13 protein-coding genes are annotated in these 19137 nt (G+C 73.3%); 7 read left to right on the plus strand and 6 right to left on the minus strand.

Annotated features, from left to right (window positions below; translation table 11 throughout):
- Positions 1 to 25 precede the first annotated feature (25 nt).
- The 3 genes from HGB44_RS21755 to HGB44_RS21765 all read left to right on the plus strand — a co-directional run bounded on the left by HGB44_RS21755 (position 26) and on the right by HGB44_RS21765 (position 7025).
- Positions 26 to 1678 carry a 3' terminal RNA ribose 2'-O-methyltransferase Hen1 gene (locus HGB44_RS21755; protein WP_061079909.1) on the plus strand — a complete coding sequence of 551 codons (1653 nt, stop codon included), beginning with the start codon at positions 26 to 28 and terminating at the stop codon, positions 1676 to 1678.
- A complete protein-coding gene (locus tag HGB44_RS21760; RefSeq protein ID WP_061079908.1) occupies positions 1675 to 4269 on the plus strand; it encodes a polynucleotide kinase-phosphatase in 2595 nt (864 codons plus the stop codon). Before HGB44_RS21755 ends, HGB44_RS21760 begins: the two co-directional genes overlap by 4 nt.
- Before the next feature lie 323 nt (positions 4270 to 4592).
- The gene (locus tag HGB44_RS21765) at positions 4593 to 7025 is read left to right on the plus strand and encodes an endonuclease/exonuclease/phosphatase family protein (RefSeq protein ID WP_061079907.1); all 2433 of its coding nucleotides are present in this window, start codon (positions 4593 to 4595) and stop codon (positions 7023 to 7025) included.
- A gap of 90 nt (positions 7026 to 7115) precedes the next feature.
- Here the strand turns inward: HGB44_RS21765 and HGB44_RS21770 are convergent, their stop codons facing one another.
- From HGB44_RS21770 to HGB44_RS21790, 5 genes are all read right to left on the minus strand, one after another.
- Positions 7116 to 7868, minus strand: a complete 753-nt coding sequence (locus tag HGB44_RS21770) for an ABC transporter permease (protein ID WP_082768615.1) — start codon at positions 7866 to 7868, stop codon at positions 7116 to 7118.
- Entirely contained in the window at positions 7868 to 8608 is a 741-nt protein-coding gene (locus tag HGB44_RS21775; RefSeq protein WP_233458845.1) for an ABC transporter permease, read from the minus strand. The genes HGB44_RS21770 and HGB44_RS21775 overlap by 1 nt, the downstream gene beginning before the upstream one ends.
- Before the next feature lie 11 nt (positions 8609 to 8619).
- Positions 8620 to 9519, minus strand: a complete 900-nt coding sequence (locus tag HGB44_RS21780; RefSeq protein WP_061083204.1) for an ABC transporter ATP-binding protein — start codon at positions 9517 to 9519, stop codon at positions 8620 to 8622.
- Between the two features lie 143 nt (positions 9520 to 9662).
- Positions 9663 to 10358 carry a response regulator gene (locus tag HGB44_RS21785; RefSeq protein ID WP_061083205.1) on the minus strand — a complete coding sequence of 232 codons (696 nt, stop codon included), beginning with the start codon at positions 10356 to 10358 and terminating at the stop codon, positions 9663 to 9665.
- On the minus strand, positions 10355 to 11713 hold the full coding sequence (locus HGB44_RS21790; protein WP_061083206.1) for a sensor histidine kinase: 1359 nt from the start codon (positions 11711 to 11713) through the stop codon (positions 10355 to 10357). The genes HGB44_RS21785 and HGB44_RS21790 overlap by 4 nt, the downstream gene beginning before the upstream one ends.
- Before the next feature lie 201 nt (positions 11714 to 11914).
- Between HGB44_RS21790 and galE the strand changes: the two genes are divergently transcribed.
- Together galE and guaA are read left to right on the plus strand one after the other, a co-directional pair.
- Entirely contained in the window at positions 11915 to 12928 is a 1014-nt protein-coding gene (gene galE, locus HGB44_RS21795; RefSeq protein ID WP_061083207.1) for a UDP-glucose 4-epimerase GalE, read from the plus strand.
- Between the two features lie 310 nt (positions 12929 to 13238).
- A complete protein-coding gene (guaA, locus tag HGB44_RS21800; protein ID WP_061083208.1) occupies positions 13239 to 14819 on the plus strand; it encodes a glutamine-hydrolyzing GMP synthase in 1581 nt (526 codons plus the stop codon).
- A gap of 313 nt (positions 14820 to 15132) precedes the next feature.
- Here the strand turns inward: guaA and HGB44_RS21805 are convergent, their stop codons facing one another.
- Positions 15133 to 17097 (minus strand): serine/threonine-protein kinase, encoded by a 1965-nt coding sequence (locus HGB44_RS21805; protein ID WP_061083209.1) that lies wholly within the window; start codon positions 17095 to 17097, stop codon positions 15133 to 15135.
- 262 nt (positions 17098 to 17359) lie between these two features.
- Here HGB44_RS21805 and HGB44_RS21810 point away from each other — a divergent pair, with 262 nt between their 5' ends.
- A complete protein-coding gene (locus HGB44_RS21810) occupies positions 17360 to 18343 on the plus strand; it encodes a 4-(cytidine 5'-diphospho)-2-C-methyl-D-erythritol kinase (protein WP_082768617.1) in 984 nt (327 codons plus the stop codon).
- An 83-nt stretch (positions 18344 to 18426) separates the two neighbouring features.
- Complete coding sequence (locus HGB44_RS21815) at positions 18427 to 19131, plus strand: thiamine pyrophosphate-dependent enzyme (protein WP_061083211.1); 705 nt, start codon at positions 18427 to 18429, stop codon at positions 19129 to 19131.
- Positions 19132 to 19137: the final 6 nt, after the last annotated feature.

Genomic DNA, 19137 nt, shown 5'->3' on the forward strand with positions numbered 1-19137 from the left:
GCGGGGGCTCGGCGACAATGCACGGGTGCTACTGACGATCACGACCACGGCGAGCCCGGCGACGGACCTCGGCTTCCTGCTGCACAAGCACCCCGACAGGGCGCAGAGCTTCGAGCAGTCCTTCGGCACCGCCCACGTCTTCTACCCGGAGGCCACCGAGCGGCGCTGCACCGCGGCGCTGATGCTCGACGTCGACGCGCAGGCGCTGCTGCGCACGCGCACGTCCGTGAGCACACCCGACTTCGCGCTGGCCCAGTACGTCAACGACCGCCCGTACGCGACGTCGTCGCTGTTCACGGTGGCGCTGGGACGGGTGATGCGCTCCGCGCTCCGGGGGGACTGCAAGCAGCGCCCCGAGCTGGCCCGCACGCCGATCCCGCTGGAGCTGCGCATGCCCGCGGTGCTCTGCCGGGGCGGCGCCGAGCGCGTCCGCGCGCTGTTCGAGCCCCTGGGGTGGGCGGTGGAGGCCGAACCGGTCCCGCTCGACCCGGGGCTGCCCGGATGGGGCGACTCGCACTACCTGTCGCTCACCCTCACCGGTACCGTCCGGCTGGCCGAGGCGCTCAGCCACCTGTACGTGCTGCTGCCGGTCCTGGACGGCAACAAGCACTACTGGGTGGACCGGAGCGAGGTGGACAAGCTGCTGCGGGCCGGTGGGCCGGTCGCCGGAACCGCTGCCGGGACCGACGGTGACGCCGGGGCCGACGCTGCCGCCGGGTTCGCCGAGCCCGCTGACAGCGACGGAACCGACGGGACCGCTGGGCTCACCGAGACCGCCGAGAGCGCTGAGGCCGCTGAGGGCAGCGGGGCAGCCGAGAGTGACGGGCCCGCTGAGACCGGCTGGCTCGCCGGGCACCCCGAACGCTCCTGGATCGTCCGCCGCTACCTCAACCGCCGCGACGGCTACGTGCGGACCGCGCTGGCCCGCCTGGCCGAGGCCGACGACCTGACCGGCGACGAGGAGGACGACGACCCCGGCGTCGAGGAGGTCTCCGCGGCGCCGCCCCTGGAGGAGCGCGCCCCCAGCCTGGCCGAACAGCGGGCCGGGGCGGTCATGGCGGTGCTGGGCGCGGAGAACGCCACCAGCGTCATCGACCTGGGCTGCGGCGCGGGGCAGCTCCTCACCCGCCTGGTCCGCGACCACTCCCTGGAGCGGATCACCGGCGTGGACGTCAGCGTCGTCAGCCTCGAACGCGCCCACCGCAGGGTGTGCAAGGGCTGTGACCCGGGCGGGCGCGGTCGCCACCGGCCCCTGTTCACCGACACCGTCGCGGCCCGCGACCGAGGGGACGCGCGGCGGAGGCCGGAACTGCTCGTCGGCTCGGTCGTCTACCGCGACAGGAGGTTCGAGGGCTACGACGCAGCCGTCCTCATGGAGGTGATCGAGCACATCGACCCCTCGCGGCTGCCCGCGATGGAGGAGAGCGTCTTCGGCTCCGCCCGGCCCCGCGTCGTCGTGGTCACCACGCCCAACGCCGAGTACAACACCCACTACGAGGGTCTGGAGGACGGCGCCTTCCGGCACAGCGACCACCGCTTCGAGTGGACGCGCGCCGAGTTCACCCTGTGGGCGGACGGGGTCGCCGAGAGGCACGGCTACCGCGTCCGCCACCTGCCGGTCGGGCCCGAACACCCCGACACCGGCGCACCGACCCAGATGGGAGTCTTCAGCAGATGAGTACGACCGAGAGGGCCGGGGCCGCCGAGCCGCGCGTGCTCGGCGTGCCCGAGATGGGGCTCGTCGTGCTGGTCGGGGTGTCCGGTTCCGGCAAGTCCACCTTCGCCGCCCGGCACTTCGCGCCCACGCAGGTGATCAGCTCCGACCGCTGCCGCGGCATGGTCAGCGACGACGAGAACGACCAGGCCGCCACCGCCGACGCGTTCGCGCTCCTGCACACCGTCGTGGACATCCGGCTGCGCCGCGGCCTGCTCGCCGTGGTCGACGCCACCAACGTGCAGAGCAGGGCACGCCAGGAACTCGTGCGCATCGCCAAGGACAACAACGTGCTGTCCACGGCCATCGTGCTCGACGTCCCCGAGGCCCTGGCCCGGGAGCGCAACCGGGACCGGCCCGACCGCGACTTCGGCGACCACGTCATCCGCCGCCAGCGGCGCGACCTGCGCCAGAGCCTGCGGCACCTGCGCCGGGAGGGCTTCCGCAAGGTGCACGTGCTCCAGGGGCCGGAGGAGGTCGACGCCGCCACCATCGAGCTGGAGCGCGCCTGGCCCGACCGCAGGGAGCTCACCGGCCCCTTCGACATCGTCGGCGACGTGCACGGCTGCCGCGAGGAGCTGGAGGAGCTGCTGGGCGCGCTCGGCTACGAGCTGACCCGCGACGACCTGGGGCGCCCGGTCGGCGCCCGCCACCCGCAGGGCCGCACGGCGGTGTTCGTCGGCGACCTCGTGGACCGGGGTCCCGACAGCCCCGGCGTCCTGCGCCTGGCCATGGGCATGGTCGCCGACGGCGACGCCCTCTGCGTGCCCGGGAACCACGAGAACAAGCTCGTCCGGGTGCTCAAGGGGGGCAAGGCCCGGCTCACGCACGGCCTCGCCGAGACCATGGAACAGCTGGGACGCGAGAACGAGGAGTTCCGCAGGCGGGTGCTGGACTTCTGCGACGGACTGGTCAGCCACCTGGTCCTGGACGGGGGCGCGCTGGTCGTCGCGCACGCCGGTCTCAAGGAGGAGTACCACGGGCGGGCCTCCGGCCGGGTGCGCTCCTTCGCCCTGTACGGCCAGACCACCGGCGAGACCGACGAGTACGGCCTCCCGGTGCGGCTGCCGTGGGCGCGCGAGTACCGCGGCCGGGCCGCCGTGGTCTACGGGCACACGCCCATGGTCAAGGCCGAGTGGGTCAACAACACCCTCTGCCTGGACACCGGCTGCGTGTTCGGCGGCAGGCTCACCGCGCTGCGTTACCCCGAGCGCGAGATCGTCGACGTGGAGGCGCACCGCACCTGGTACGAGCCCGCCCGGCCGCTGACGGACGCGGCGGCCGAGGAGGCCGCCACACGCCCCGACGCCGCCGTGGACGTCACCGACATCGGCGTCGGCGACACCCGCACGGGCATGTTCGTGGAGACCGAGCACGGCCTGGTGCGCGCCGACGGCGGCAGCACGCTGGCCGCGCTGGAGGTCATGAGCCGGTTCGCGGTGGACCCGCGCTGGCTGCTCTACCTCCCGCCGACCATGGCGCCCGCGCCGACCTCGGCCGAGCCCGGTCTGCTGGAGCACCCGAACGAGGCCTTCGCCTCCTTCCGGGGCTCGGGGATCGGCGAGGTCGTGTGCGAGGAGAAGCACATGGGGTCGCGGGCCGTGGCCGTGCTGTGCCGTGACGGCGCCGCCGCCGAACGCCGGTTCGTGCCCGGGGAGCTGGGCACCGTCCACACGCGGACCGGGCGGCCCTTCTTCTCCGACCCGGCCCTGCAGGCGCAGGTCGTGGACCAGCTGCGGCAGGCGGTCACCGACGCCGGGCTGTGGGACCGGCTGGGCACCGACTGGGTCGCCCTGGACGGGGAGATGCTGCCGTGGTCGGCCAAGGCCCGGTCGCTGATCCGCGAGCAGTACGCGTCGGTGGGCGCCGCCGCCCGCGCGGCACTGCCCGCCGCCGGGATCGCGCTCGCCGCCGCGGCCGGGCGCGGTGTGCCCGTGGAGGGGCTGATCGACGGGGTCGCGCGCCGGACGGAGCAGATGGAGGAGTTCAGCCGGGTCTACCGGCGCTACTCCTGGGACACCGACGGCACCGCCGGGCTCCGGTACGCGCCGTTCATGGTGCTGGCCTCCGAGGGGCGCGAGTACGGGGACGCCGACCACCTGTGGCACATGGCGGTCGCCGAACGGCTCGCCGAGGCCAGCGGCCTGGTCCACCCCACCCGCTACCGGGTCGTGGACACCACCGACCCGCGGGCGTGCGCCTCGGCCGCGGACTGGTGGACCGACATGGTCTCCGCCGGCGGCGAGGGGATGGTGGTCAAACCCGTCCTGGGCGCCCGCGCCACGGGCCGCAAGGGCCTGGCGCAGCCCGGGCTGAAGGTGCGCGGGCCCGAGTACCTGCGCATCGTCTACGGGCCCGACTACACCGACCCCGAGCGGATGGCGGTCCTGAAGGACCGCAGCGTGGGCCGCAAGAGCGGGCTGGCCATGCGCGAGCACAAGCTGGGCCTGGAGGCGCTGGCCCGCCACGCCCGGCGCGAGCCGCTGTGGCGCGTGCACGAGCCGGTGTTCGCGGTGCTGGCCCTGGAGTCGGTTCCGGTCGACCCCCGGCTGTAGGGAGAGGGGGGCGGTCGCCGCCCCCTCTCCGCCGTGATCTTGTACCTGTAGCGAGGTTCGAGCGCCGAGATCGGCTATAAGTACAAGATCACCGCAGGTCAGGGCCTCGTGTGTCACATCAGCACCACTTCCGGCCAACCGTGACCCGGCGCGGCGGAGCGGGGAACCGGGAGGATCCCACGAGGCGGAGGCGCCGCCAGGATGGTCCGATCCCACCAACGGCGTTCCGATTCGTCTCCTTTTCACGCCCTCTCTTTCGGTCGGACATCCGCAGGGGCCATGATGTGCACGCCCGTCAACCCCCAGTCCCCTCCGGAGAAGATGTGTCCCCCAACCGACCCGGACGCCTGGTCGCGTCCACGTCCGCCGCGGCGGCGGTGCTCCTGGGCCTCGGGCTCACGTCCGCGCCGACCGCCCTCGCCGACACCGCAGCCCCGGTGGTCAGCGAGGTCTACGGCGGAGGCGGCAACAGCGGCGCGGACCTGCGCCACGACTTCGTCGAGCTGGGCAACCCCACCGGCGAGCCGTTCTCCCTCGACGGCTGGAGCGTGCAGTACCTGCCCGCCAGCCCCAGGCCCACCACCCAGGTGCAGGTCACGGCCCTGAACGGTGAGATCGGCGCGGGCGGGCACTACCTCGTGCGCCACGCGGCGGGCGCCGGGGGCAGCGTCGACCTCCCCGACCCCGACGCCACCGGCGGCACCAACATGTCCGCCACCTCCGGCACGGTCCTGCTCGTGCGGGGCACCGACCCCGTCACCTGCCGGACCGCCGCGGAGTGCGCCGCGGACGAGTCCGTCGCCGACCTCGTCGGTTACGGGGACGCCGTCATCCACGAGGGCGCGCCCGCGCCCCGGCTGGACAACACCACCTCCGCCTCGCGCGACGGCGCCCTCACCGACACCGGCGACAACGCGGCGGACTTCACGGCCGCGGCCCCCACGCCCACCAACACCGCTGGACAGACCCCCGGCGGGGGCGGGACCGACCCCGAGGAGCCCGTCGAACCCGGCGACCTGCGCATCCACGACGTCCAGGGCACCACCCGCACCTCTCCCTACGTCGGACAGCAGGTCACGGGCCTGCCCGGCGTGGTCACGGCGGTCAACCCCTTCGGTGGCGCGCGGGGCTTCTGGTTCCAGGACACCGAGGGCGACGGCGACCCGCGCACCAGCGAGGGGCTGTTCGTCTTCACCGGGTCCACCACCCCCGACGTGGCCGTCGGCGACGAGGTCCTGGCCGCCGGACGGGTCAGCGAGTACCGGCCCGCCTCCGGGGCGCAGACCATCACCCAGCTGGACGGGGCCCGCTGGACCGTCCTGTCCTCGGGCCACGCCACACCCGACCCGGTCCTGCTCGACGAGGACGCCGTCCCCGAGGCGTACGCGCCCGAGCCCGGCGGGGACGTCTCCGCGCTCGACCTGGAGCCCGGAGAGTACGCCCTGGACTTCTGGGCCGCGCACGAGCACATGCTCGTCCGCGTGCAGGACGCGCCCGTCGTCGGCGCCACCGACGACTACTCCGCGCTCTGGGTGACCACCAAGCCCGGACAGAACCCCACCGTCAACGGCGGCACCCGCTACGGCTCCTACGACGACCCCAACTCCGGACGGATCAAGATCGAGTCGCTGCTCGACCGCGACCGGCACCCGTTCCCCGAGGCCGACGTGGGCGACACCCTCGCCGGGGTCACCGAGGGGCCCGTCTACTACAGCCGGTTCGGCGGCTACCTCATCCGCGCCACCACCCTGGGCGAGCACGTCCGGGGCGGCACGGAGCGCACCGCCGTCCGCGACGCGCGGCGCCACGAGGTCAGCGTGGCCACCTACAACGTCGAGAACCTCGGCGGGCAGGACGACCAGGCCAAGTACGACGCGCTGGCCGCCGGGATCGTCGAGTCCCTGAACTCGCCCGACATCATCGGACTGGAGGAGATCCAGGACAACACCGGTCCGACCGACGACGGCGTCGTGGACGCCGACGTCACACTGGACCGCCTGGTGGAGGCCGTGGCGGCGCACGGCGGCCCCGCCTACGAGTGGCGGCAGATCAGCCCCGAGGACAAGCAGGACGGCGGCCAGCCCGGCGGCAACATCCGCAACGCGTTCCTGTTCGCTCCCGAGCGCGTGCGGTTCGTCGACCGCGAGGGCGGCGACGCCACCACCGCCGTGGAGGTCGTGGAGGGCGAGCGCGGCGCCGAGCTGTCGGTGTCCCCGGGCCGGATCAGCCCGCGGGACGGTGCCTGGGACTCCAGCCGCAAGCCGCTGGTCGGCCACTTCCGGGCCCTGAACCGGGACATCTACGTGGTCACCAACCACTTCAACTCCAAGGGCGGGGACGAGTCCCTGCACGGCGTCCACCAGCCGCCGCGGCGCACCAGCGAGACCCAGCGCCACGCCCAGGCCGGGCTCGTGCGCGACTTCGCCGAGGAGCTGCTGGCCGTGGACCCCGAGGCCAACCTGGTGGTCATGGGCGACCTGAACGACTTCCAGTTCTCCCGGACCCTGGAGATCCTCACCGTGGACGGGCCGCTGAGCAACCCGATGACGGACCTGCCCGAGGAGGAGCGCTACAACTACGTCTTCGACGGCAACTCCCAGGCGCTGGACCACATCCTGGTCAACCAGGCGCTCGCGGGCCGGGTCGACTACGGGATCGCGCGGATCAACTCCGAGTTCTCCGACCAGGTCAGCGACCACGACCCCCAGGTGCTGTGGCTGGACACCCGCCGCGGCACCCCGCCCGGGCGCCCCTGAGCCCGCCCGGCTCCCGGCGCGTCCCCCGCGCCGGGAGCCGGGTCCCGGCGGTGACCGGCCACCTGGCCGGTCACCCTCGTGTCGGCCGGGTCAGCGCACGTCCCGGCGGCTCAGCACCGTCGCGGAGAGCACCCACAGGGCGAGGGTGGTCGCCGCGGCCGCGAGCACGACGGAGAACGCGGTCGGCAGGTCGAGGGACCCCGCGCCGGAGACGGCCGTGCTGCCCAGGCTGAGCGACGTGGTGACCAGCGACTGCGGCAGGAGGTAGGAGACCACCCCGCCCTCCCCGGAGTAGAGGAGGCCGACCCCGGCGACGCAGCCCAGGAGGCCCAGGGCGACGGGCGCGGCGAAGGAGCGGACCAGCATCGACAGCAGGGACTGCAGCGCGGCGACCGGCAGCGCGGCGACGACGCCCAGCAGGGCCGCGGCCGTGCTGTGCCAGGGCAGCCAGCCGTCCAGGCCCAGGACGAGCTTCCCGCTCAGCACCACCAGCCCGAGCAGCGCGAACTGCATCATCGCGACCACCAGGGCGAGCGAGACGAGCTTGGCGCCGACGATCGCCAGGGCCCGCGCGGGGGTGGCCATCAACAGGTTCCAGTTGTGGCCCCGGTGCTCCATGCGCCAGGCGGCCGAGGCCATCACCGCGATCCCCATCGACATGAACAGCATCCCGTAGAAGATCACGACCTGGGACCAGTAGGACGCCCAGCCGGAGGAGAGCGCCTCCTCGTTGGCGCCGTAGTTCACGGTTCCCGTGATGACCGCGAGCAGCGGCAGCACCACGGCCATGATCCACAGGGCCGAGCGGCGCAGCTTGGCGAGTTCGGCGAGGACCATCCCCATCACGCCTCCGTCCGGTCGAAGCGGTGGCTGGCCGCGGCGAACAGGAGCGCCACGAGGACGAGGAACGCGGTCAACCAGCCGTACCCGGGCGTGATCGCGACGAAGCCGTCCTCGCCCATCCCCAGCGGGGAGACGACCGCGTAGTACCCCCAGGGCAGCGCGTACGTCAGCGCCGGGGGCATCAGCAGGGAGAACACCCCGCAGAACGCCCCGATCAGCCCGACCGCCATCCCGACGAGCTGGTTCTCCACCCGGGCGGCCAGCACCACGTGCAGGCACAGCAGCGCCAGGTCCACCAGCAGCTGGCAGACCGCGTACTGGACCCACATGCCGGGGGACAGCGGCACGGTGATCCCGGCGACCAGGCCCGCGGCGACGATCAGGGTGGTCTGTACGGCCACCGCCACCGCCAGCAGGGGCCCCAGCACCGCGACCTTGGCGCGGCACAGCCTCCCGGGGCTGAGTCCGGCCACCTGCGACAGCATCCAGCCCTGGCCCTGGTGCTCGATGTCGACCTGCCTGCTGGCCAGCACCGCGACCAGGAGGGGGGAGGTCATGGCCGTGATCAGGACGTGGCTCATGAACAGGCTCTCCCACGGCTGCGCGGCCGGGTCGCCGAAGCCCTCCCGCGCCGAGTCCGACATCAGGTTCATGCAGCTCAGGGCGATGACGGCGGCCACCATGGCCGTACACACCAGCACGATCCTGAGCCTGCGCGCCTTGCGGACCTCAAGGCTCATCGCGGTCAGCATCACAGCAGCCCCTCACGGCCGGTGAGGTCCATGAAGACCTCCTCCAGGGACTGCCGGACACGCCGCACCCCGTGGACCGGCACGTCGCCCCCGACGAGCCGCCGCACGAGCGCGGCCGTGTCCCCGTCGTCGAGACCGGACAGGCGCACGCCCCCTCCCTCACGCACGGCGGGGATGCCCAGGGCCAGGGCCCGCTCGGGTTCGGGGGTGTCCACGATCAGGTCCGGGGTGCTGCGGGCGAACAGCTCGGACCGCGTTCCCTGGAAGATCAGCCTTCCCTGGGCGAGGATGCCCAGCACCGACGCCATCCGGTCGATCTCGTCGAGCAGGTGGCTGGAGACCATGACCGTGACGCCGTTCCCCGCCAGCGACACCAGCAGTTCGCGGATCTCCTCGATGCCCGCGGGGTCCAGGCCGTTGGTGGGCTCGTCGAGGACGAGCAGGCGCGGGTCCCGGGCCAGGGCCATCGCGATGCCCAGGCGCTGCTTCATACCCAGCGAGTACGCGCGGACGAGCTTGCCCATGTGCTCCTGGAGGCGCACGGTGGCGACCGCGCGGGAGACCTGCCGGTCGGTGAGCCCGAGCATCCGCTGGACGATCGCCATGTTCTCCCGCCCGGTCAGGTGGGCGTACCCGGGAGGCGCCTCGATGAGGGAGCCGATCTCCCGCAGCAGGGTGGGGCGCGTGTCCCGGTTCATGGGCTGCCCGAAGACGGTGATCTCGCCCCGGGTGGGCCGGGCCAGCGACAGCAGCATCCTCATGGTGGTGGACTTGCCCGAACCGTTGGGGCCCAGGAAGCCGTACACGCAGCCCCGGGGCACCCGCAGGTCGAGGTCGTCGACGACCGTACGCGAGCCGTAGGCCTTCGTCAGATGGTGGGTGGTGATGATGTGGTCCATGGAACTCCTTCCACCGAGGAGCCTCCGGGACCGCACCCGGGGAGGGCATCGTGCCGGGGGAGGGGAAACGCGCTCGTACCGCGGTAGGAGGGGGCGCCGGGTGCCGTGGCGCCGGGCGGGGGCGTGGTGCCGGGGGCGTCCGCTCACGCCTCCCGGAGCAGGTCCTCGCGGCCCACCAGCCCGGCGCGGAACGCGAACAGCACGGCCTGCACCCGGTCGCGGGAGCCGGTCTTGGCCAGGACGTGGCCGACGTGGGTCTTGACCGTGGGCATGGACAGCACGAGGCGCTCGCAGATCTCCGTGTTCGTGTACCCCAGCGCCACGGCGACGAGGACCTCCTGCTCGCGCGGGGTCAGCGAGGCGACGGCGCGGCGGGTGCTCCCGTCGGTCGGGGCCGGACGGGAGGACGGGCCGCCGAGCAGGGGGCGCACGTGCCCGAGCAGCCTGCGGGTGGAGCTGGCGGAGATGACGGAGTCGCCGCGGTGCACGGTCCGCACGGCCTCCAGCAGCTCCTCGGGCGGGGTGTTCTTGAGCAGGAAGCCCGCGGCCCCGGCCTCGACGCCCTCGACCACGTACTCGTCGGTGTCGAAGGTGGTGAGGATGACGATGCGACAGCCCGCCCCGGAGGAGACGAGGGAGCGCGTGGCGCTCAGCCCGTCCGTGCCCGGCATCTGGACGTCCATGAGCAGCACGTCGACGGGGTCGGAGCGCTGGCGGGTGAGGGCCTGCGCCCCGTCGCCCGCCTCCCATGCCACGGTCAGGTCCGGCTGGGAGTCGATGACCATCGCCATGCCCGCCGTGAACAGCACCTGGTCGTCGGCCAGCCCCACGCGGATCACGTGTCCTCCCAGGGAATCACCGCGCGCACCCGCCAGGTGCCGGTCGCGTCGTCGGCGCCGGCCTCCAGGGTGCCGCCGTGCAGGCCGACGCGCTCGCGCATGCCGACCAGGCCGTGCCCGGGTCCCCGCCGAGCGCCGTCCGGGGTCGCCCCGGAGGTGGAGGGATCCGCAGGTGTCGAGGGGCGTGAGCGGCCGGTGGGCATGGAGAGACCTGCGGGCGAGGGGAGGCCCGCGCGCGCCGAGGGGTCCGTGGGTACGGCCTCGCGGATGGCGTTGGCCACGTCGACCCCGACCCGTCCGGGCGACCACGTGAGCTCGACCCGCACGGCGGCGGGTCCCCCGTGCTTCAGCGCGTTGGCGAGGGACTCCTGGACGACGCGGTAGACCGTCAGGGACGCGGTCGTCGGCAGGGTCGCCGGGGAGTCCGTGTCCGCCCGGCCGCCGCGCGGGGCGGCCGGGGTCCCGTGCTGGACCAGGCGGATCCGCAGACCGGCGCGGCGGTACTCCTCGACGAGGCCGGGCAGGTCGCCGACCCCGGGGGCCGGGGCGGCCCCGCGCTCCTCGCCGTCGCGCAGGACGCCCAGGAGCTGGTGCAGTTCCGCCGCCGACTCGCGTCCCACCTGGGCGACGGTGGCCAGGGCGGTCACCGCGCGCTCCGGGGCGGCGTTCGCGGCGTAGCGGCCGCCGTCGGCCTGGGCGACGATGACGTTCAACGAGTGCGCGAGGATGTCGTGCATCTCCCGGGCGATGCGGGTCCGCTCGTCGAGCGCGGCCAGGCGCACCTCCTGCTCCCGCTGGGTCTCCAGCAGCCGTGCGTGCTCCACGACTCGGGCGAACTCCTCGCGGTTGCGCCTGCGGAACGCTCCGAGCAGGGAGAACAGCGCGACCGCCGTCCACGCGGAGAAGACGCTGTTGAGGCGCATCTCCGGATCCGTCGAGAGAGCCTCGGCCGGAACGTCGAGAACCCCCCACGCCGCCCCGGCCAGGAGCAGGACGAACCCGACCGCCCGCCACGGGCGGGAGAGTTCGGCCTGCACCGTGTAGGCGGCGACCAGCGCGCTGACCAACGTCGCCGCGGTGAGGTGCTCCAGCCACAGGATGTGGCACGCCAGCAGCACGGCCAGGGCCGCCAGGGCCGGGAGAGGGCGCAGACGGCGCAGGGCCAGGGCGGCGCAGCACCCGGCGGTCATACCGAGGTAGGCCCACGACTCGGCGGTGTGGAACCCCGACACCGGCAGGGACGCCACCGACAGCCCGAACCAGACCGCCGCCCAGAGCGCGTCCACGGCGAGCACGTGGTCGCGGGCCCAGAGCGCGGCGCGGTCCAGGAGGGAGCGCGGGGACAGGTCGGCCATCCCTCCACGATAGGAACGCGGGGGCCGTGGAGCCTCATGCCCCGGCATGAGATCGCGGTGTCCGAAAGGCGGCCCCGGAGCCCGGCGCACCATCGAAGGGCAGGTCGGGGGTGCGGCGTGCCCACGGGTCCGCTTCCGGAGGGCGCCTATCCTGGGAGCGCCCGCGACGCGGCGGGCGCACTCCACCCAGGGAAGCGAGACATGAACGTACTGCTCACCGGTGGAGCCGGGTACATCGGCTCCCACACGGCGGTCGAACTCCTCGAAGCCGGGCACGAGGTCGTGGTCGTGGACCTCCTCTCCAACAGCCACGAGGAGGCCCTGCGCCGCGTCGAGCGCATCACCGGACGCACCGTCTCCTTCCACCGGGCCGACTGCGCCGACCCCGAGGCGATGCGCCGGGTCCTCGCCGAACACCGCGTCGACGCCGTCATCCACATGGCCGGGCTCAAGGCCGTGGGCGAGTCGGTGGAGCAGCCGCTGCGCTACTACCGCAACAACATGGACGCCCTGTTCACGCTCATCGAGGTGATGGACGAGCACGGCGTGCGCGACCTGGTGTTCAGCTCCTCGGCCACCGTCTACGGCGACCCCGAGCGGGTGCCGATCACCGAGGACAGCGCCCTGTCCGCCACCAACCCCTACGGCGCGACCAAGCTGTTCGCCGAGCGCGTCCTCCAGGACACGGCCGCCGCGGACCCGCGCTGGCGGATCACCGCCCTGCGCTACTTCAACCCCATCGGCGCCCACCCCAGCGGCCTGATCGGCGAGGACCCCCAGGGCGTCCCCAACAACCTCTTCCCCTACGTCGCGCAGGTCGCCGCGGGCCGCCGCGAGCGGCTGAACGTGTTCGGCGACGACTACGACACCCCCGACGGCACCGGCGTGCGCGACTACCTGCACGTGGTGGACCTGGCGCAGGGGCACATGGCCGCCGTGGAGCACCTCGCCGACGCGTCCGGGTACCGCGTGTACAACCTGGGCACCGGGCAGGGCACCTCCGTCCTGGAGGGCCTGCACGCCTTCGAGCGCGCCACCGGCGCGGCCGTTCCGTACGCGGTGGTCGACCGCCGCCCCGGCGACATCGCCGTGTGCTTCGCCGACCCCTCGGCCGCCGCCCGCGACCTGGGCTGGAAGGCCGTGCGCACGGTGGACGACGCCTGCCGCGACGCGTGGCGCTGGCAGTCGGCCAACCCCGCGGGCTTCGCTGCCTGAGCCCCGGGGGAAGCCCCCGGGCGGCCCCGCGGCGCGTGCTGGGCCGGACCGCACGCGCGCACGGGCCCTCCGGACGTGTGCAACGTCCCAGGACGTGTTCGGTGGATGCCGTCGGCCGAGGGCGGTGGAGGGCGGGAGCGTCCGGTGCGGCTCTCGCAGGGCCGGGGAAGGAGCCGGCCCGGGGGCGGCCGCCGACTGACGAGAACGCGGCGGGAGCCGTGCCGGGGCGTCGCGCAGCAGGGCGGATGCCCGCCGAACACGCCCTAGACTGGGCGGACATCCCTGTACTTCCTGCGGAAGGTCCTCCGTCGTGTCCGTTGGTGCTGAGAGCACGTTCGACACCGTTCTCGTCGTCGACTTCGGCGCGCAGTACGCGCAGCTGATCGCACGCCGGGTCCGCGAATGCCACGTGCACAGTGAGATCGTGCCCTCGACCATGCCCGTCGAGGAGATGCTCGCCAAGAAACCCAAGGCCATCATCCTCTCCGGCGGACCGTCGTCGGTCTACGCCGAGGGAGCCCCGAACCTGGGCCCCGAGCTGTTCGAGACCGGGGTGCCCACCTTCGGCATCTGCTACGGCTTCCAGGCGATGACCCGGGCCCTGGGCGGCACCGTCGCCAGGACCGACCTAAGTGAGTTCGGCCGCACCGAGCTGTCGGCGGTCACCGACTCCCTGCTGTTCGCCGGGATGCCCGCCGAGCAGCTGGTGTGGATGTCGCATGGCGACTCGGTGGTGGAGGCCCCCGAGGGCTTCGCCACGACCGCCAGCACCGCGGGGGCCCCGGTCGCCGCGTTCGAGCACACCGGCCGCAACCTCTTCGGCGTCCAGTTCCACCCCGAGGTCCTGCACACCGAGCACGGCCAGGAGGTGCTGCGGCGCTTCCTGTACGAGGGCGCCGGGTGCCGCCCCACCTGGACGATGGTGAACATCGTCGAGGAGCAGCTGGAGCGCATCCGCGAGCACATCGGTGACAAGCGCGTCATCTGCGCGCTGAGCGGCGGGGTGGACTCCGCCGTTGCCGGTGCCCTGGTGCAGCGCGCCGTCGGCGACCAGCTGACCTGCGTCTTCGTCGACCACGGCCTGCTGCGCAAGGGCGAGGCCGAGCAGGTGGAGAAGGACTTCGTCGCGATCACGGGCGCCAAGCTCAAGGTCGTGGACGCCGAGGAGCGGTTCCTGTCCGCACTGGCGGGGGTCACCGACCCGGAGGAGAAGCGCAAGATCATCGGCCGCGAGTTCATCCGCGTGTTCGAGCAGGCGGCCCGCGAGGTCGTCGCCGAGAGCGGCGAGACCGGCGCCGAGGTCGAGTTCCTGGTGCAGGGCACCCTCTACCCGGACGTGGTGGAGTCCGGCGGCGGGACCGGGACCGCCAACATCAAGTCCCACCACAACGTGGGCGGCCTGCCCGACGACCTCCAGTTCACGCTGGTGGAACCGCTGCGCGAGCTGTTCAAGGACGAGGTGCGCAAGGTCGGCGAGGAGCTGGGACTGCCCGCCGAGATGGTCTGGCGCCAGCCCTTCCCCGGCCCCGGCCTGGGCATCCGCATCATCGGCGAGGTCACCCGCGAGCGCCTGGAGATCCTGCGCGAGGCCGACGCCATCGCCCGCGAGGAGCTGACCCGCGCCGGGCTCGACCGGGACATCTGGCAGTGCCCGGTGGTGCTGCTCGCCGACGTGCGGTCGGTGGGCGTGCAGGGCGACGGGCGCACCTACGGCCACCCGGTCGTGCTGCGCCCGGTCAGCAGCGAGGACGCCATGACCGCCGACTGGTCGCGCGTGCCCTACGACGTGCTGGCCAGGATCTCCAACCGGATCACCAACGAGGTGCGCGAGATCAACCGGGTGACGCTGGACGTGACCAGCAAGCCCCCGGGCACCATCGAGTGGGAGTAGCCCCTCCCGGGGGGTGAACCCCCGGAAGGGCGGGCCTCCCCGAGGCAGCGGACGGGCCCGGGGTGACGACGCGTCGTCACCCCGGGCCCGTCCGTTCGTTTCGGCGGTGCCGCCCCGGGCGCCGGTTGTCCACAGGCGCGGACCGGGGGTGGCGGAGCGGGGCGCGGATGCGGTGTCCTGGATGTACGGGGGGTTTCCCACCCCGTCGGCACGGTGCTGCCCTCCGGCAGGTCCATCCCGCCCCGGGCCGCTCCGGTACGTCCCGGCCTGCTGCGGTCCCGTCGGCCTGCTGTGGTCCCGCTCGGCCCCGGGCTCAGTCCACGATGTGCTCGATGTTGATCTCCGTGGCCTCCGCGCCCGCCCGGTGGTTGAGGACGAGCGTCCGCGGCTCTCTGTCGTCGCGGAGCACGAACACCAGCTCGCCCGCCGCGGTGGCCCCGGGACCGATCCCGGCCGGGTCCCACAGCGGATCCTCGATCTCGCGCACGGACGGCGCCTGGGCGCTGACGGGTTCCCCGTTGGTCGTCATGTGCTGCGCCGTGTGGTCGAACTCCACCAGTTCGTCGCTGGTGTTGACCAGCTTCAGGTCCACCACGCAGTACTGGCCGGTGGACGGCAGCTCCGAGCGGATGTTGTGCTCGGTCAGGCCGCAGCTGACCCCGCTGATCCAGTACTCGACCATGCGGTCGGCCGAGGCGCCCGACATCCCGCCGGGCACCTCGCCGGGCGCCTCATCCCCGGCGCCGCCGGGGGACTCGTCGCCGGGCGCGGGGTCCTGCGGTTCCTGGGCGGCGCCCGTCTGCCCGGAGGTGTCCCCCTGGGAGTCCCTGTCTCCGAAGAGCGACCAGTCGCTGAGGTTGGCCAGCACGGTCGCCATGATGATCAGCGCCGCGAGCAGCGCCACGGCTCCCAGGGCCAGGGCCACGACCGTCCCCCTGCGCCGGTTCGGCGCGGCGGGCTGGTGCGGTGGCGGGGGCACCGGCGGGACGTAGGGCTGCGGACCCCGGCGGCCCGTCTGCTGGTCGGCCGGGGGGACCATCGGGATCTGGCCGGTCGAGGCCGGGTGCGGCGCCTGGGGGGGTCCGGGCACGTGCCGGGGCTGCTGCATCGGACCGCCCTGGGGCTGTCCGCCCGGAGCCTGGACTCCGGGTGCCGGACCGCCCTGCTGCTGCGCCTGGCCCCCCGGCGGAGGACCGCCGGGGTGGGCGGCCGGATGGCCCGGCGGGGGTCCCTGCGGGCGCGGGTAGTTGCCCGTCTGGTGCGCGGGCGGGGGCATGGGCGGTGCGCCCTGGTACTGGCCGGGCCCCGGGCGCCGCATGCCCGTCATGGTCTGGCGCGGCCCCTGCTGGGGGTGGGGCATGCCGGGCGGGGGCACCGGCGGCAGGTTGGGCCGCCACGACTGGTGCAGCGCGTGGGAGACCATGTCGTTGGGGTTGCTGTTGTCCTCGCCGCCCGCCAGCTCCAGCAGCAGGTCCTGCGCGGTGGGGCGGCGGCCCGGCTCCTTGGCCAGCGCGCGCGTCACGAGGCGGTCCAGGGGGCTGTCCAGGTTGCCGATCTGGGGTTCGGCGAACAGCACCCGCTTGCCCAGCGTCATCGCGTCGCCGTTGCCGAAGGGGTGGGTGCCGTTCCCGGCGAAGGCCACCAGGCAGCCCCAGGCGAAGATGTCCGCCGAGGTGGTGACCTTCTCCTCCAGCAGCTGCTCGGGCGCCATCCAGCCGGGGCTGCCCATGACGATGCCGGTCTGGGTGTGGTTGGTGGCGGTGTTCATCGCGCGGGCGATGCCGAAGTCGATCACCCGGGGCCCCGAGAGCGACAGCAGCACGTTGGCGGGCTTGAGGTCGCGGTGGACCAGCCCGGTGCGGTGGATGGCGGCCAGGGCCGCAGCCACGCCCAGCGCGAAGCCGTGCAGAGTCGAGGAGTCCAGGGGGCCGTTCTCGGCGATGTGCTCCGCCAGGGCGGTGCCCGCGATGTACTCGGTGACCATGTAGGGACGGTTCTCGAACGTCCCGTGGTCGAGCACCTTGGCGGTGCAGAAGGAGGCGACCTTGCGGGCGTTCTCCATCTCGTCGCGAAAGCGCGCCCGCGTCGCCTCGTCGAAGGCGAGCTCCGGGCGGATGACCTTGATGGCTACCTGGTTGTTGCGCTCGGGAGTGCTGCCCAGGTAGACGGTTCCCATGCCGCCGCTACCCAGCTTGCCGGACAGCACGTAGGGACCGATGGTGGCCGGATCCCCGGCGGCCAGCGGTTCCAGGTTCTTCGGGAGCCCATCCGACGGCAAGCGACCCTCCCCGACGGTGTCCAAACTCCGCCTTGCCCCAAGGTAGCGGTGTTTGTGCCCGGTTTCCCACTCACGGGCCTGATTGGGCCGTTCTGGGGACGGGCGGAAACTGACATGACAGTGGTGACGATCCCCGAACCGCGTCCGGGGTTCCCGTTTTCCTCTGACGGCGTACGCGCCGACGGGAGGCGGTGAACACACCGACGCCCCTTGAGGGCACTGTGTTCACGCAAGGTGGGGGTTCCTTTACGATTGGGGACTCGTGACCGTTAATACCACCGTAACCGTGCGGGTCCCCGCGAAGGTGAACCTCCAGTTGGCGGTGGGGCCCAGACGTGAGGACGGGTTCCACGACCTCGTCAACGTGTTCCACGCCGTCTCGCTGTTCGATGAGGTTACCGTCAAGGCGGCTTCCTCGCGCCGACCGAGCCCGCCCGGCGGTGTCGGATCCGCCGCCTCCGAGGTCTTCGCCGGACTGACCGCGGGCGGTGCGCTGGGGTCCCACCTGTCCCGTGTGCCCCTGGACGGGTCCAACCTGGCCGCGCGCGCCGTGACCCTGCTGGCGGAGCGGACCGGCCGGGGTTTCCCGGTCACGGTCCACCTGGACAAGCACATCCCGGTGGCGGGAGGCATGGCCGGGGGCAGCGCGGACGCCGCGGCCGCCCTGCTGGCCTGCGACCGCCTGTGGGGCTGCGGCCTGCCCCTGGAGGAGCTGGTGGGGTACGCGGCCGACCTGGGCAGCGACGTGCCCTTCGCGCTGTTGGGCGCCACCGCGGTGGGCATGGGGCGGGGGGAGATCCTGCGGCCGATGACCAGCCCGGGAAGGTTCCGGTGGGTCTTCGCGCTGTCGGCGCACGGGCTGTCCACGGCCAGCGTGTTCGCCGAGTACGACCGCATCCGACCGGACGCCCCCGAACCCCGGCGGGACCGTGTGCTGGCCGACGCGCTCGTCAGCGGCGATCCGGCGGCCCTGGGCGCGGCGCTGACCAACGACCTCCAGGAGGCCGCGCTCTCGCTGCTGCCGGAACTGGAACGCACCCTCAAGACCGGCGCAGGAGCGGGAGCCCTGGGATCCCTGGTGTCGGGGTCCGGTCCGACCTGCGCCTTCCTGGTCGGCGGGGGCGGCGAGGAGGAGTCGGTCGTCGCGGAGCGGGAGGCCGCGGTGGTGGCGGCGCTGGAGGGCAGCGGACTGTGCGAGCAGGTCGTGACGGCGTACGGGGACGTCCCCGGGGCCACCGTCCTGTGACCTAAATCACTGCTGCTTCTCCTGGTCGGAGACGGTCCGCGCCAGTTGACCTCAACCTTTGTTTGGGTTCAACACTGGTGGACATGACGACCGCAACCGCCCTCTCGCGCTACGCCGACCTGCCGGCCCTCATCGGACTCATGGAGGGTGACGAGAAGCACAACGGAGCGGCCCACTCGACGCTCGACGTCGTGTGGGTGCTCTACGACCGTGTGCTGTCCGTCACTCCGGAGACCGCCGACGATCCGGCCCGGGACCGGTTCCTGCTCTCCAAGGGCCACGGTCCCGCCGCCTTCTACGCCGTGCTCGCTGCCAAGGGCTTCCTGGACGTGCCGACGCTGCGCGGCTGGACCGCCTTCGACTCCCCGCTCGGCCACCACCCGGACCGGCTGCTCGTGCCGGGGGCGGAGATCGGCAGCGGGTCGCTCGGCCACGGACTGCCCCTGGGGCTGGGCAGCGCGCTCGGACTGCGCGCCCAGGGGATCCGCCGCCCCGACGGCGCGCGGCCCCGCGTCGTGGTGCTCGTCGGCGACGGCGAGCTCGACGAGGGCAGCAACCACGAGGCCATCGCGGTCGCCGGACGGCTCGGCGCGGACAACCTCACCGTCGTCGCCGTGGACAACGCCTCCGCCAGCCACGGCTGGCCGGGCGGGATCGGCGCCCGCTTCGAGACCGAGGGCTGGGAGGCCCGCGACGTCTCCGGACGCGACCACGACGCCCTGTACGGGGCGCTCACCCGCCCCCACCCCGGACGGCCGCTGGCCGTCGTCGCCCGCGTCCGTTCCTAGGAGAGC

Source organism: Nocardiopsis alborubida (genome assembly GCF_012396365.1).
GTDB classification, from domain to species: Bacteria; Actinomycetota; Actinomycetes; order Streptosporangiales; family Streptosporangiaceae; genus Nocardiopsis; species Nocardiopsis alborubida.

Bases quoted from the DNA above. Each gene is read 5' to 3' on its own strand.
- HGB44_RS21790 (WP_061083206.1), bottom strand. From the start codon at position 11,713: ATGGCCGACCTGTCCCCGCGCTCCCTCCTGGACCGCGCCGCGCTCTGG.
- HGB44_RS21770 (WP_082768615.1), bottom strand. From the start codon at position 7,868: ATGGGGATGGTCCTCGCCGAACTCGCCAAGCTGCGCCGCTCGGCCCTG.
- galE (WP_061083207.1), top strand. From the start codon at position 11,915: ATGAACGTACTGCTCACCGGTGGAGCCGGGTACATCGGCTCCCACACG.
- HGB44_RS21815 (WP_061083211.1), top strand. From the start codon at position 18,427: ATGACGACCGCAACCGCCCTCTCGCGCTACGCCGACCTGCCGGCCCTC.
- HGB44_RS21760 (WP_061079908.1), top strand. From the start codon at position 1,675: ATGAGTACGACCGAGAGGGCCGGGGCCGCCGAGCCGCGCGTGCTCGGC.
- HGB44_RS21775 (WP_233458845.1), bottom strand. From the start codon at position 8,608: ATGAGCCTTGAGGTCCGCAAGGCGCGCAGGCTCAGGATCGTGCTGGTG.
- HGB44_RS21780 (WP_061083204.1), bottom strand. From the start codon at position 9,519: ATGGACCACATCATCACCACCCACCATCTGACGAAGGCCTACGGCTCG.